The organism is Pontibacter kalidii, assembly GCF_026278245.1.
Lineage (GTDB): Bacteria > Bacteroidota > Bacteroidia > Cytophagales > Hymenobacteraceae > Pontibacter > Pontibacter kalidii.
The window spans coordinates 2,353,886-2,367,368 of the sequence record NZ_CP111079.1 but is presented as its reverse complement, the minus strand read 5'-3'; the positions used below and the strand labels follow the sequence as shown (position 1 = coordinate 2,367,368).

Sequence of the window (13,483 nt, the reverse complement as noted above, 5' to 3'; positions counted from 1 at the left end):
TCTTGTACTACATTATTAACTTACTGTTGCTTGAGTTCTGTTACGGCTTCGCTCATGTCGAGCACCTTCACGCCTGGCAGAGCGGCCTCCACTATGGAGCTGCCTGCGGCGGAGCGGTACCCGCCCGCGCAGTGGATCACCACCGGCTTGTCCGTAGGGATCTCGCTTGCACGCTCTCTCAGCTCCGGAAGCGGAATGCTGATGGCCTTGTCAAAGAACTTACCAGCCTTAACTTCCGAAGTGTTTCGGACGTCAACAATCATGTAGTCTTCCATATTCGCATCGAACGACGCTCTGTTGAACTCATCACTTTTCTCACCGCCTTGCTGGTCGTACACGAACGCACCCTTGATTAACAGCTCGTACCCGATCTTGGATGCCTTGGCAATCAGCTCTCCTAGTTGTTCTTCGCTCTCACCCGCCAAGTAGAAGCTCTCGCTTGGTCCCACGATACTTCCCAGCCAGGTTTCGAACTTACCGCCGTTTTGGATGTTGATCGCGCCTTTGTAGTGGCCTTTCTTGAATACCTTCTCGCTACGGGCATCCACGATCACTGCACCTACCTCGGGTTTAAAGTTCTTCTCCAGTAGTACAACATCTTCTATGCTAGTCTTATATTCCGGCGCGCCCTGCTTGTTCAGGCTCACGTCGTAGCCAAAGTACTTGGGGATGAAGGGCTGGTCTGCTGTCAATACCTTCACAAATTCCTCTTCACTCATTGGCTTCAGGGCATAGTTACTCAGCTTCTCATTACCAATAGTACTGGAGTTGGCATCGCTCAGGCCTTTGCCGCAGAGCGAACCCGCGCCGTGTGCCGGATACACCACCACGTCATCAGCCAGCTTCATCAGCTTCTCGCGGGTGCTTTTATACATCTTGCGGGCCAGCTCCTCACGCTTAGCCGTTACGTTACCGGCGCTCTCGCGCAGATCCGGACGACCTACATCGCCAATAAACAAGGTGTCGCCGGTGAATACCGCTTTGTCTTTGTCTTCGTGCTCCAGCACCACACTGATTGAGTCAGGGGAGTGGCCAGGCGTGTGCAGCGACTTTAATTTTATTTCACCAAGTTGCAGCGTTGCGCCTTCGTCAAATGCCTCATGCGGATAGTCGGCGCCTACCATGCTGTGGGTGTAAATAGTAGCACCGGTCTGCTGGTGTATCTCCAGGTGCGAGCTCACAAAGTCGGCGTGCGGGTGCGTCTCAATCACACCTACAATTCTGGCATTGTTCTCTTCAGCATAGTCATAGTAGGGCTGCGGGTCGCGGGCCGGGTCTATCAGTATTACTTCTTTAGCGTCTTCACTAAGTATAGCATAAGCGTAGTGGGCTAAGCCCTTGTCTTCAAACTGTTTGATTTTCATAGGAATCAAATTATGTCATTAATTGAATTACTAGTACAAAGATATTCTAAACAAAAGCCTTGTTCAGTGATGTTTGTCACACAACGGATTATAGCCTATGGACTTAGCTTTGTAACTCCAGTTTTTAGAAAGGCTGAAGCCGTACCCCAGCCTATACTGGCAGCCAGTACAGCCATCAGGGTAAATCTGTTGCGCATTGTATTGGGTGTAAAAGCTATGTGCAGCCGGAGCTGCACATAGGAGAGAAATCCGATTAATTAAGATGATAGGTCATCAGGGGGCGGATGCAATGATTCACCAGTGATTCAGCGATACTGCCATAGAACAGGTGGCTGATGCCTTTCCTGCCATATGTTCCAATCAGCACCAGGTCCATGGCTGATATTTCGTTAAAGTTGCGCACACCGGCCGGCACTTTATAGTTGTGGTGCAGGTGCAATTCGAAGTTCTGTAGGTGCAGGTGCTCAGCAAAGATCTGCATGTTGTGTTTCAGTTGCTGTGCCCTTTCTTCATCTTCCTTGTCTACAATCTGCAGCAGGTGCAGTTTGGCTTGAAAGAGCTGCTGCAGCATTTTAATAGTTGCTATACTTTGCTCAGGCTGCTTTTCTGCCTCAAAGTCTGCAACCCACAACAGGTTCTGGATAGGAGTGATGGCAGCATTTTTATGAATGGTGATAACCGGGATGTTTGTGAACCTGACAACGTGTTGTGCCTCTGAACCGGATACTTTTTCCAGCTAGCCATCGGAGCCGTCCGTGCCCATTAGCATCAGGTCTAAACTTTGCTTAGCAGCATACTTTGCAAGTGATGTAGTTAAACCACCAAACAGCACTTCGCTGGTGAAGCTGAAATCTACGTGCTGTTTCAGCTCAGTAAACTTCTGGTTTGCCTGTTCTTGCTTTTGCGTTAGTTCAGCTTTGTTTATCGTTTCTGATGCTTCTACAGAACCTGCCCATTCAGCGGAGTTTACTTCAATTACATGTACCAGGTGTGTGTTGATAGGTGTCTTATCCATCAGGAAAGCTAGAAATTCGATCGCTCTGAAAGACACCGTTGTAAAGTTGGCCGGCACCATGATGCTTAATCTATTTTGCATTTGAAAACTCGCTATTAGCCTTTATATTTTAGCTTATTTCAGTTTTACTTCTTTCAAGCTTTCACGTGTTTTTGGGCAATCATTCTTGTTACATAGCCTGCACCAATATGGTAGAGGCCTTCGTTCAGCTGAATTTCCTCTTCTTCCAGCATTTGTATAGTTAATTGGCTGAAGTCTTTCTGTAGCATTTCAGCCGTGTACAGCATGCCTTCGTCCTTTGGGCCGCCGGAATTGTATGCCAACTGCTTCGGATGAAATGCCTCAAGTATAACTGTACCACCGGGTTTAAGCCAGGTAATCACCTTTTGGTGCATTTCCTGGCGCAGGGCAGGCGGGAAGTGCGCATAAATAAGTGCAACAGCATCCATACTTTCAGGTTCACAGGCAAACTGAGCTGCGTCTGTTACCTGATAGTCTATGGTTACACCTCGCTGTTCGGCCAGTGCGGTTGCCTTTTTGTAGCCTGCTTCGCTGAAATCGAATGCTGCCACTTGCCACCCTTTCAATGCCGCATGAACAGCGTTTCTGCCTTCCCCTTCGGCAGGTAGTAAGAGTTTTCCCGGCTTCAGCTCTTGGAGTTGCTCCCTGAAAAATACATTAGGCTCAGAGCCATAGGCCATCTGTTCCTGACTGTAGCGATCGTTCCAAAAGTTATTCATAATAATGTTTTTTATGTTGATGATATCAGCCCCTAAAGAAGCAACCTGTGGGTTGACACTTGTCGGCTGCTAGGTTAACTGATACAAAGATGGGGCATGCATCCTCCATAGTCAGTGACTTTGGTTACACAAACAGTTAATTTTAGCATGCATCCAGAAAAACAGGCTGCATTTTTCATTACAGCCTGCTTCTTATTATACCCGTTACGTTGTTCTTTCTCAGAGACCATTGATGGCAGATTTCAGTTTCCGGCTAACCTCTTCTGCTAAAGAATTAAGGTGTGGACTATCGACGGCTGCCATTGTTTCCATCGGGTTGATGGCTGTTACTTCCACACCGCCGGTCTCATGCTCCTGCAAGAGAACATTACAGGGCAGCATCACCCCAATGTTAGCTTCCTGCTGGATAGCCTGATATGCCAATTGGGGATTGCAGGCACCTAGAATTATGTAGTTTCTGAAATCTACCTGCAGCTTCTCTTTAAACTTGTCTTTGAGGTCTATCTCGGAGATCACTCCAAACCCTTCTCGCTGCAGGGCTTCCTTTACTTTGGTGGTCGCTTCTTCAAAAGAACCATCTATTTTCTTACTTATGTGGTAACTCATAGCTTACTTCTCCTTATAACATTTTAGAATGAATGAAACGTACTTCCCTGGTACTGACGCCTACGGCAGAACAGGCAGCGTGACCACGGTAGCCACCACCTAATGTCATAGCTCGGTGTGGAGGTCAGTGCTGAAGCACCTGCTGCCAGTGTATGTCTTATAATCCAGTCTGTAATTGCCCTGCTCTTAGTCATAGCTTCTGATTTAGTTGGTTGATTTACAGTTATATGTTGTATGATTAACGTAGGGGTACAGGTAGTGTTCCCGGTATGATTCTACTGTATCGGTTTCAAAAAGAAGTATAAATCCAAATGAATAAACTGTCTGTCCGCGTTTCGTTTGCCCACACGGGATGCTAAACACAGCAGTGATCAGTTCGTAGTACAGAAAGCAATGAACAACTTTTATTGAATCAGGTGTATGAACCAGGATTTAGGAAAAAGTGCAGGACAAAATTCAATGTGGGGAGCGTTCTTAGTGGGCGTCGGCATGATGGCTGCCGTAGACGAAATCATTTTTCATCAGGTACTTGCATGGCACCACTTTTATGACCGGTCCACCCTGAAAGTTGGAATGTTGACCGATGGTTTGCTGCACTCGGCCGAGTTGATTGCAATTGTGGCTGGCTTTTTCAGGCTGCTTGATTTAAGAAGAACCGGTTCCCTTTCAAAACCGAGGGCATGGGCTGGCTTCTTCCTCGGGCTAGGCTCCTTTCAACTTTTTGATGGCATTGTGGACCACAAAGTGCTTCGTCTGCACCAGGTCCGTTACGTGGAAAACCTGCTACCCTATGACATCGTATGGAACGCGGCTGGTCTGGTTATTCTCCTTATAGGGTTTTATCTTTTAAAAAAAGCCAAAAAAAAAGAAGCTACATCTTCTAACCTGTACACGTAGGAATCAATGCAACATCCTGTTCACCACAACGCACAGGCTACCGCGCTCTCTGAGTGGGTGCCGTTGCTGCTTGTTGTAACCGTTGCCATCCTGTACCTCTATACAGTCTTGAAGATTGGAAGTGAAAAAGGTGGCTGGAATCACTGGCGAACGGTGAGTTTTTTAATTGGCATTACTATGCTTTGTATTGCCCTAGTGCCAACTCTCATGAGGTGGGCACATCAGGATTTGCGCGGACATATGGTGCAGCACCTGCTGATTGGAATGTACGCACCGCTTTTCCTGGTATTGGGCGCACCCATCACACTTGCTTTGAAAGCACTGCCGGTAAGAGTTTCAAGAATCATAACAGCGATCTTGCGAAGCAACTGGTTCTATTTTCTAAGCCATCCTGTCACTGCTTTTCTGCTGAACATCGGTGGCATGTACCTGCTTTACCTGACACCGCTTTATGTGGAGAGCCTGACCAAGCCCTACCTGCATTACATAGTGCATGTACATTTCCTGGTAGCAGGGTATTTATTTACCTGGTCGATGATCGGGCAAGAACCTGTGCCGAAAAGACCTGCCTTCCATGTACGGGTATTCATGCTGTTCATTAGCATCGCTGCGCATGCTTTCCTGAGCAAGTTCATGTATGCCTTCCTTTACCCGCTCCACTCGCCGCACTCCAATGGCCAGATTCAGGAAGCTGCCAAATTGATGTACTACTGGGGAGATTTGTCTGAGTTACTTTTAGCTATAGTGCTGTTTGGCATGTGGTATAAGAAACGCGGTATATCCACAAATCCATCTCCATCAACATATTAATTCGGGTATGTGGTATTCGTTGCAGTGATATAAGTGCTCTTAATAAAAAGCAGTGACAGAAAATAGAAGGGGAGTGAGCAGGCGTTAGAAAGTTCTATCCAATCAATAGCAGCCTAAAAGAAGGGACCTAAAATTCTTATCGGCACAACAGGAAGGACAAAGCGAAAGACGAGCCATATTTTCTTGATATTCTCAACCTGGATGATGATTCTGGATTATATAACAACTTTATGTCGGAAAGAGGAATAGGTGATTGGGAGGGAGTCTTTGAACATTGGTGCACGTAGTGCATAAAAAAGCCCCATAGAATGAACCCAGAGGCTTTCAAGTAGACCAAAGGAATGAACTTCGAACTTTATCTACGAGTATTTAGTGACATTAACAGAGTTAGTTTAGGGATTCTGTGACTTTACCATCTCGTTTTCAAACTTCAAAATATGAACCTGTCCGCTAGGCTAAACGGAATGTGCTGTCAGTTCTTAAAAGCGCGACCATCGGCGACTTGAGCCGGGTAAAACAAGTAGTGCAGCCAACGGAATTCTGGAGCACCCCAAGCGGCTATACCCAACATGCCGAGTTGATGAATGTAGCCTCTGACCTGGCTGTAATCGTTTTCGGGGAGAAGGGGAACCATGCCCGCGCAACCCTCAGTGATTCGTCTATACCTGTCAACTCCCCGTTGGAGATTCAGGCGGTGTTTGAGGTGGAGTAAAGTGTTGCGAGGGAGGAAATGAAACCGCCACGCAGGGTTTGTTGCGTGGCGGTTACTATTAAAGTAGAATATACATATCCTATAAATCCTACAATACTTCTCCAAAATTCTGTAACACCTCCACCCACATCACCCACTACTTTTGTCATGTTCAAAAACAGTAACACAAAAGAAAAATAGAACATGAAAGAGCTACAATTCAAAACCAACATCAACTGCGGCGGCTGTGTGTCTAAAGTAACGCCAGCGCTGAATGCTACTGAAGGCGTTTGCGAATGGAACGTGGATACCACCAATCGCAACAAAGTGCTCACCGTGAAAACCGACTCCCTTGCTGCCAGCGAGATCATTGCCACGGTAGCGAAGGCCGGCTTTAAGGCAGAGGCGCTTTAACAAAAAAGGCATCACACCAGCAACTACCTACCATTAGACCGCGCGTGTTAAGTTGCTGCCTGTTTGTCCAGCAAAAGCACCTTTTTGTGTGTGGCCTCGGGCTGCAAAAGCCCGGATCTTTGTGCCGTTGCAACAAGAAAAGCGCAGGCTAGCCAGGTACAAAGTATAAACTTGATATAGCCTGCATGACACGCTAAAAACAAGCCATTAACCAAAACTGGAGCAAAGCGGAAGCTGCCCCTGAAAAGGCGGACGGCCACCTTATTGCCCTAACCATTAGCTACAAAATAAAACCATGAAAAAAACACTACAAACTACCCTTGCAGCAGCTGCCATGAGCACGCTGCTGTTCCACCAGGCAAACGCCCAGATCGACCTCAGCTTTCCGGCCACTCCGGCACCGGATACCACGCAGGCGGGCAAGCCATACTTTAGATCCAGTATCAACGGCATCATCACGGCCTCCGGCTTTGTGCAGGACGGTACCTTTGGCCTCGGCGACGGCGCCATTACGATGTGGGCCAGCCCGAAACAACCCTCCCAGGACGAGTACCAGTTTGGCGGCGACCTGCGCAAAACCTGGCTGGTATTTAAAGGCACCGCCTATAACCTACCGCACGGCATCACCGCCACCGGTCGCGCTGAGCTGGATTTTTTAGGAGGCACGGCAGGCGCAGGCGGTTTTGCTGATGAGAACCTGCTGCCGCGGGTGCGCCTGGCGTACGTGGAGGTGCAGAAGGGGCAGACAAGACTGCGCCTGGGTCAGAACTGGACGCCGATGGTGGCGCATTTCCCCAACTCGGTTACGCATTTTGCCATGGGCTACGGCTCGGCAGGTGGCATCGGCTTCCGCAATCCCGGCCTGTTCCTCTACCAAGGTATAACCAGCCCGACAGCCGCCACTAAAGTACGTCTTGACCTGACCCTTTTCCGCGGCTCCTGGACCGGCCCGAAAGCCGAAGCTGATGGTCGTGACGAAGGGGAGATCGGCGTGCCGCAAACAGAACTCGGCCTGAACGTCAGTAACCAGACGCGCCCGCTGAAATGGGAAGTAAACCTGGCAGCCCACTACGACCGCAAGCGCCTGGTGCAGGGCGAGGCCCGCAGCAACCTGGAAGGCAAAGCCGTGCAGGCAGGCACTAAACTGGTGTATGGCGGAGCCACTTTGCAGGGGAACGCCTACTGGGGGCGCGCCATCGGCCAGAGTTGGGGCCAGCTGCTTCAGTTCGGCGACATAGAAGGCCACGGTGCCTGGGGGCAGGCAGGGTATAGGGTCGGTAAGCACTTCAGCGCCTGGGTCATGTACGGCCAGGACAACCCGAATGATAACGATGTGCTCTCGGAAGTACCCGGTAATGCCCGCCTGAAGAATGAGATCATTGTGCCCATGCTTCGCTATGATGTAGGGCCATTAGGTATAGCCCTGGAATGGTACCGCGCCAATACCGACTGGAGGCTGCTGGAAAACGGGCAGGAGGTGTATAAGACATCCTCCGCCAACCAAATCGCCTTAGGTGCCCAGTTTATATTCTAACCCAATCTTATACTTATTAATCTAAAATCAATACGACTATGAAAAAATCATCTGTTCAACCCTTTATCCTTACAGCCCGGATACTGACCGGGATCACGTTTTTAGTGGCGGGCATGCATAAAGTACTTTTATGGGACGGGCCAGCCATGTGGATGGCATCGAAAGGATTGCCGTTTGTACCGATTCTTTTAGGTGCAGCCATGGTCACGGAGTTGGCTGGAGCCCTGCTTTTGTTTGCCGGCATCAAAGTGAAGCAAACGGCCATCGCCTTGATCCTGCTCTTACTCCCGATGACCCTGATCATGCACACCTTCTGGAACATGGAAGGTATGATGTTTCAGACCGCTCTGATGGACTTTATCCAGAACGTGGCTATTATGGGAGGACTGGTTGCTCTGGCTGCCGGAGCGCATATCTCAGCTAAACTGCCAACAAGTACAAAATAGAAACGCTGAACCTGAGCCGTGCTTCCTGTTCAACGCAGGGGCATGGCTTTTATACTTTCTGAACTATGGGACATCATCATCACACTCACGGGCATCACCATCATCATCATGCGACGGGCAACATCGGGTTTGCTTTTTTCCTAAACCTGGGCTTTGCTGTACTGGAGCTTATTGGAGGGTTCTTTGTGAACAGCGTGGCCATCATGAGCGACGCCCTTCACGACTTTGGCGATGCCATTGCACTTGGCCTTACGTACTTTCTGCAACGCAAATCGGAGCAGCCGGGCAACCAAAGCTATACTTATGGCTACAAGCGCTACTCTGTGGCCGGCGCCTTGCTTACCTCGCTTATATTAATAGTTGGTTCGGGGTTCGTTATTACAGAGGCTGTTGAACGACTGCAAGACCCTTCTATGCCCGAGCCGGTAGGCATGCTGCTGTTTGCCATACTTGGGATAGCGGTAAACGGCGCTGCTTTTTTTAAGCTGAGGGGAGGGATCAACCTAAACCAGCGCGCCGTGTCGCTGCACATGCTCGAAGACCTGTTGGGGTGGGCAGCGGTTCTGGTAGCAAGTGTCATCCTGATGTTTTTCGAATTGCCGTGGCTCGATCCGCTTCTGTCCATTGCCATTTCGGTGTACATGCTGGCACATGCCTTTAAAAATGCCTGGGCTTCTGTAAAGGTTTTACTCCAGGCAAACCTGCTTGATCAGCATGTAGAACAGGTAAAAGCGCAGGTATTGTCGCTGCAGCATGTTCGGGATATACATGCTTTAAGACTCTGGTCGCTGGATGGCGAGCACCACGTGCTGTCTGCTCACCTGGTCGTAGCGGATGTGGATGAGCCGGAAGCAACAGCCTTCTTGAAGCAGCAGATCAGAAAGACGCTCAACACCTTTTCCATAACAGAAGTAACTCTGGAACTCGAACATGAAACCGAGGCCTGTCAAATGAGAGCATAATAGCCTGATGAATTTGATTTCGATTACCAAAACAAAGAAGCCGCTGACGGGTGTTAGCGGCTTCTTTGTGAACATTAGGGAGAAAGGAAGGTATAGCCTCGTGCTTTATACGTTGAAGATGTTCAGGTACCTGGCTACAGAACGGTTAAAGGCTCCCTTGGCCCCGGAAGGAATCACCTGCCCTTCGAAGGCGCCATAGATGCTATCAAAAGCGAGCGGTTCTACGCGCTTCTGAATCAGTTCAATTGCTTGTTTCGGTAGCGGTATCAGGTTCGGATAGCTGTACATAAAGGACACGTGCTTTCTGTCACGCGCGACATAGATACTATCACCTGTAAGTAGAGCGCTCTTGGTGCCGTGATGGGGCAGGTGCAGCACGGTGCTTCCCGCGAAGTGGCCGGCCACGTGCACGATTTTGATGTCGTCCCAGAGCTCCATTTTCTCTCCTTTCCACAACCGGATGTGCTCACTTTTATCCTGTATCCATTGCTTGTCCTGTTCGTGCAGGTAGATGGGGCAGTCAAACGCGTTGGCCCATTCGGCCATCAGGCTATAGTAGTGCGGGTGCGAAATTGCGATTGCCTTGATGCCTCCGATTGAGTGGATATAGGTTGCCGTCTGCTCATCCAGAAAAGGAATACAGTCCCAAAGTATATTCCCGGATTTTGAAATGACCAGGTGGGCTTTCTGGTCAATGGCAAAAGAAGGCGTGGTCTTCAGGTCGTAGAGGTCTGGCTGTAGCTGTGTGATGCGGATGCTTCTGCCTTTTGCTACTTCGTTGTAGCTTAGCCATACCTGCCCGTTGTTGCCTACGTACTGGCGCTCGTCCTGGCAAACAGGGCAGGTGTCTGTGTTGGTTTTGGCAGAAGCATACCGGGCACCGCAGGTAGCGCAAATGTTTTTCTGGTTCCGGTCTCTAATGGCAAGCTTCATACTTATCTTACCGACAGCAGCTGAAAAAGTGTTGTGTGCCAGCTCCGGCACCAGCAGGAGCGAAGAGCTGAGTAAGGATTTGTGGAGGAATGATTTACGGTTCATTATATGCTGTTTTAGACGATGATTGTATCTTGTTAACAGCACAAATTTCTCTCAATCAAGTCCCTGGCTCAATAGACAAATCGTTGCTTGTCCTGGACATTTAAGTAATTAAGCTACAAGTCAACGGCGGAGGCGTTTTTTATGGACCGGAAGCTTTGGGGAGACATGCCTTCATTCTTTGTAAAGAAGCGGGTAAAGTAGGCAGCATCGTCAAAGCCTAGTTGCGCGGCAATTTCCTTCACAGAAAACTGGCCGTGGTGCAGCAGCCTTTTCGCTTCCAGCAGGAGCCTTTCCTTTATCAGGTCGCTTACCGTTTTGCCGGCATATTTGTGGGTGATCTCGTTCAGGGAGCGCGGCGTAATAGCCAGTTCATCCGCATAAAGTTGCACCGTGTGGTGCTGCCGGTACTGCTGCTCTACCAGCATCTTAAAAGTGCGGTATATCAGGTAACGCGGTTCCGGCCTCGGAAGCAGCTCTTGCTGGTGGCTGTCTTTCAGCTTGTATACCTGCAGGAGAAAGATCTTGAGGTAGGAGGCAATGATCACCGTTGATAGGTCTGAAGGATTTTTATACTCCAGCAGCATTTTCTGCATCAGGTCATCCAGCAGCAAAACAGCGCCCTGGTTCAGGTGGAGAACTGGTTGCACGTTGATGTTATCAAAGATGCCATACTTCAGCAAGAGGTTCTCGATGCCGGCATCAACCGAAAACAACGACTCGTTGAATTTGAGTACATAGCCTTTGGTTGGACCATCTTTTACGATCTGGTGGATGTGGCTGGGCTGTAAGAGGAAAAGGCAGGGGCCCTTGAAGGCATAATCGTTAAAATCGATGGTATGGGTACCGCTGCCCTGGGTGATCCAGATGATCTCGAAATAGGTATGGCGATGCGGCGCAACCCGCTTTAGTCCGGCGTCCTGGCGGTCCTGGTAGGAGGCAATATAAAAATCACGTAAACCGGTTTTGTTGAAGCTTTCAGCCTCGGTGTAGATAGGTATAGAGGCACTTTGTTTAGTCATAATTCAGTAGCGTTCGGGCATGTAAAAATATGGAACCAAACGAATATTCAAAGTATGATCACAAGTATAGCCAACTGGATCTTCCTTCGGATTGGCTATACTTGTGATTCTATACCGGCATTACTTCCAGCATGCCCGCCCGAGCAGGTTTGTGTTACTCGGCGTATTCAAAGTTCCATTTTGTTTGAGCTGCTTGCAGAGGCAAATCTAATTGGCAGGGCTACGGGATCTGTTACAGGATTTCTGCCAGGTCTTACAAGTTTCTACTAAATAGGAGCAGGAAAAGAGCCTGAATGCTAAAGCAGCCACATTTCAACACATTTTCAAATGCTTTCCGGAAGTATAGCTCGTAGCTATTCTGCTCTACATGACCCAGGTAAGGGGTGCAGGTCACGTTAGGCAGCTACAACAAGGGGGGATTTTATCACAAAGGGGGTTCCGTCTCATACACGTCCACGGCGGCAAAGCTTGGTCTTCGATTATGAACATAAACAAGAATATCCTTATATAAAAGTCGATGAGTTAAAACGATGTCTTATAGGTAAGATGGCTTAGTTATTTCAGTGTATTAAAAAAAAAGCGCTAACCACTATAGAAGCAGTTAGCACCTGAAATTGGACTTGTGCTCCCGGGGGGTACGAATTTCGAACCATTTCCTGGAGGATTTGAGGCTTCTGACGCGCATTTTCTCACCTGCTTTAGTAGAACTCAACATTTAGAAAGGGCTGAGCCTGCCACAGCTTTTTACCGGCTGACGGAAGAGCGGCAAATAGGCGCTGTACTCCTGGTTGACCACGCTTCTGGTGCTCAGTGTAAAGAAACGATGTGATCAAGGCCTCGGCGACTAACGATAGGTAGTGCGTGAGCCCCTGCCGTTGCCCCAGGTTATGTCCCCGATACAAATCTTGGGCTGCCTACATTACATGCAGCCTCTTGCTCCCTCACCTACGTTGCATCTTTTTGTGGCGTTTCTCTCACATCTTTTGCATGGCACCCGTAGGTGCCGAGGTGTACATCAGAGATTACGGCAACCTCAACTTGTCTCTTTCTCGGCATAAAGCAGGTGCGGGTAGGGGTTAGGCCCGTGAAGACTTAAATGGGGAGTAAAAGGAGCGTAGCCTGTAGAGGAGGAAGCACTCCAGCCTATTCCCTACCGCCCCTATGCGTCTTTTTATCTTTGTTCTCATAATTTAATTGCAAGCTTTGAGATTACTCTTCAGGCTAATATGAATGATAGCTCTAAGGTAGACATAGCTTGCTACTGGCAAGTTATGAGAGGGTTATGGTTTGGTTAAACCTCAGGTGCTGCCTGTAGAGTATGTTTTTCATGTGGTTTAGGGGATGTGGGACTTAAAGCCGGTGAGGGGGCTGGGAATAAGCGTTCTGAGGGTGAAAATGACGGAGCCACAGCCTGGGTAGAAATAATGGTCAAGGGAAACTTAGAAAACATTCCCGGCAACTGTTTAAGCTATAAAATACAGGGAAAAGGCGGATGTCCTACGCCCGATGATAGCATTGGCAGGGGGCATCCATTGGTTTTGGCAGGGTTTATACTCAGGGCATCCTCTGCCAGACCCATGGTACCCTCAACACTGTACTTGCTATTGGCTTGAGGCATCTAATCTCCTGGAAGGTGGAGGTGCCAGCTACCCTGAGAGCAGTTGGAGGTACTAAGGAGAAGACCGGCTTTACAGCCGGAGCCGCCTACAGCGGTAGCGAAGAAGTATACCACTATCACTTAAGCCACGTGTCGTTCTTTAGTATAAACAATCCGGTAATTGCTTACTACCTCGATGATTCCTCGTGGTACCTGTGGCATAAAAGAATTCCACGGGACCAAGGACCAAACCTCTTTCATGACTTCTGCTCTGCAGCCTCATTTGCTTAGCGCAACAATTTTGAGAAACTAGCAAGCATAACATTGAGGTTATATTAGATCAATATATT

The 13,483-nt window shown here is 48.8% G+C and carries 15 protein-coding genes; 8 read left to right on the top strand and 7 right to left on the bottom strand.

The genetic code is table 11. The features are described from left to right. Positions 1–20: 20 nt before the first annotated feature. The 5 genes from OH144_RS10135 to OH144_RS10115 all read right to left on the bottom strand — a co-directional run bounded on the left by OH144_RS10135 (position 21) and on the right by OH144_RS10115 (position 3,725). A complete protein-coding gene (locus OH144_RS10135; protein WP_266206187.1) occupies positions 21–1,364 on the bottom strand; it encodes an MBL fold metallo-hydrolase in 1,344 nt (447 codons plus the stop codon). Positions 1,365–1,617: 253 nt separating this feature from the next. Next, the gene (locus OH144_RS10130) at positions 1,618–1,995 is read right to left on the bottom strand and encodes a universal stress protein (protein WP_266206186.1); all 378 of its coding nucleotides are present in this window, start codon (positions 1,993–1,995) and stop codon (positions 1,618–1,620) included. 105 nt (positions 1,996–2,100) lie between these two features. Beyond that, positions 2,101–2,460, bottom strand: a complete 360-nt coding sequence (locus tag OH144_RS10125) for a universal stress protein (RefSeq protein ID WP_266206185.1) — start codon at positions 2,458–2,460, stop codon at positions 2,101–2,103. Between the two features lie 53 nt (positions 2,461–2,513). Further along, positions 2,514–3,119 (bottom strand): class I SAM-dependent methyltransferase, encoded by a 606-nt coding sequence (locus OH144_RS10120; protein ID WP_266206184.1) that lies wholly within the window; start codon positions 3,117–3,119, stop codon positions 2,514–2,516. A gap of 219 nt (positions 3,120–3,338) precedes the next feature. Next, positions 3,339–3,725 (bottom strand): DUF302 domain-containing protein, encoded by a 387-nt coding sequence (locus tag OH144_RS10115; RefSeq protein WP_266206183.1) that lies wholly within the window; start codon positions 3,723–3,725, stop codon positions 3,339–3,341. Between the two features lie 420 nt (positions 3,726–4,145). Between OH144_RS10115 and OH144_RS10110 the strand changes: the two genes are divergently transcribed. From OH144_RS10110 to OH144_RS10080, 7 genes are all read left to right on the top strand, one after another. Beyond that, positions 4,146–4,622, top strand: coding sequence for a DUF2243 domain-containing protein (locus OH144_RS10110; RefSeq protein WP_266206182.1), 477 nt, complete (start codon positions 4,146–4,148; stop codon positions 4,620–4,622). 6 nt (positions 4,623–4,628) lie between these two features. Further along, complete coding sequence (locus OH144_RS10105) at positions 4,629–5,432, top strand: cytochrome c oxidase assembly protein (RefSeq protein ID WP_266206181.1); 804 nt, start codon at positions 4,629–4,631, stop codon at positions 5,430–5,432. A gap of 466 nt (positions 5,433–5,898) precedes the next feature. Continuing rightward, entirely contained in the window at positions 5,899–6,144 is a 246-nt protein-coding gene (locus tag OH144_RS10100) for a RidA family protein (RefSeq protein WP_266206180.1), read from the top strand. Between the two features lie 183 nt (positions 6,145–6,327). Continuing rightward, positions 6,328–6,537 (top strand): heavy-metal-associated domain-containing protein, encoded by a 210-nt coding sequence (locus tag OH144_RS10095; RefSeq protein ID WP_266206179.1) that lies wholly within the window; start codon positions 6,328–6,330, stop codon positions 6,535–6,537. A 295-nt stretch (positions 6,538–6,832) separates the two neighbouring features. Beyond that, a complete protein-coding gene (locus OH144_RS10090; RefSeq protein WP_266206178.1) occupies positions 6,833–8,071 on the top strand; it encodes a hypothetical protein in 1,239 nt (412 codons plus the stop codon). A 38-nt stretch (positions 8,072–8,109) separates the two neighbouring features. Continuing rightward, a complete protein-coding gene (locus tag OH144_RS10085; protein ID WP_266206177.1) occupies positions 8,110–8,517 on the top strand; it encodes a DoxX family protein in 408 nt (135 codons plus the stop codon). A gap of 65 nt (positions 8,518–8,582) precedes the next feature. Beyond that, on the top strand, positions 8,583–9,479 hold the full coding sequence (locus OH144_RS10080) for a cation diffusion facilitator family transporter (protein WP_266206176.1): 897 nt from the start codon (positions 8,583–8,585) through the stop codon (positions 9,477–9,479). A 105-nt stretch (positions 9,480–9,584) separates the two neighbouring features. On the opposite strand, the gene OH144_RS10075 is transcribed toward OH144_RS10080, so the two are convergent. Beyond that, entirely contained in the window at positions 9,585–10,517 is a 933-nt protein-coding gene (locus OH144_RS10075) for an MBL fold metallo-hydrolase (protein WP_266206175.1), read from the bottom strand. Positions 10,518–10,630: 113 nt separating this feature from the next. After that, positions 10,631–11,536: a helix-turn-helix domain-containing protein gene (locus OH144_RS10070; RefSeq protein WP_266206174.1), complete on the bottom strand. Its 906-nt coding sequence runs from the start codon at positions 11,534–11,536 to the stop codon at positions 10,631–10,633. A gap of 1,609 nt (positions 11,537–13,145) precedes the next feature. Between OH144_RS10070 and OH144_RS10065 the strand changes: the two genes are divergently transcribed. Beyond that, positions 13,146–13,424 carry a hypothetical protein gene (locus OH144_RS10065; RefSeq protein ID WP_266206173.1) on the top strand — a complete coding sequence of 93 codons (279 nt, stop codon included), beginning with the start codon at positions 13,146–13,148 and terminating at the stop codon, positions 13,422–13,424. Positions 13,425–13,483 lie beyond the last annotated feature (59 nt).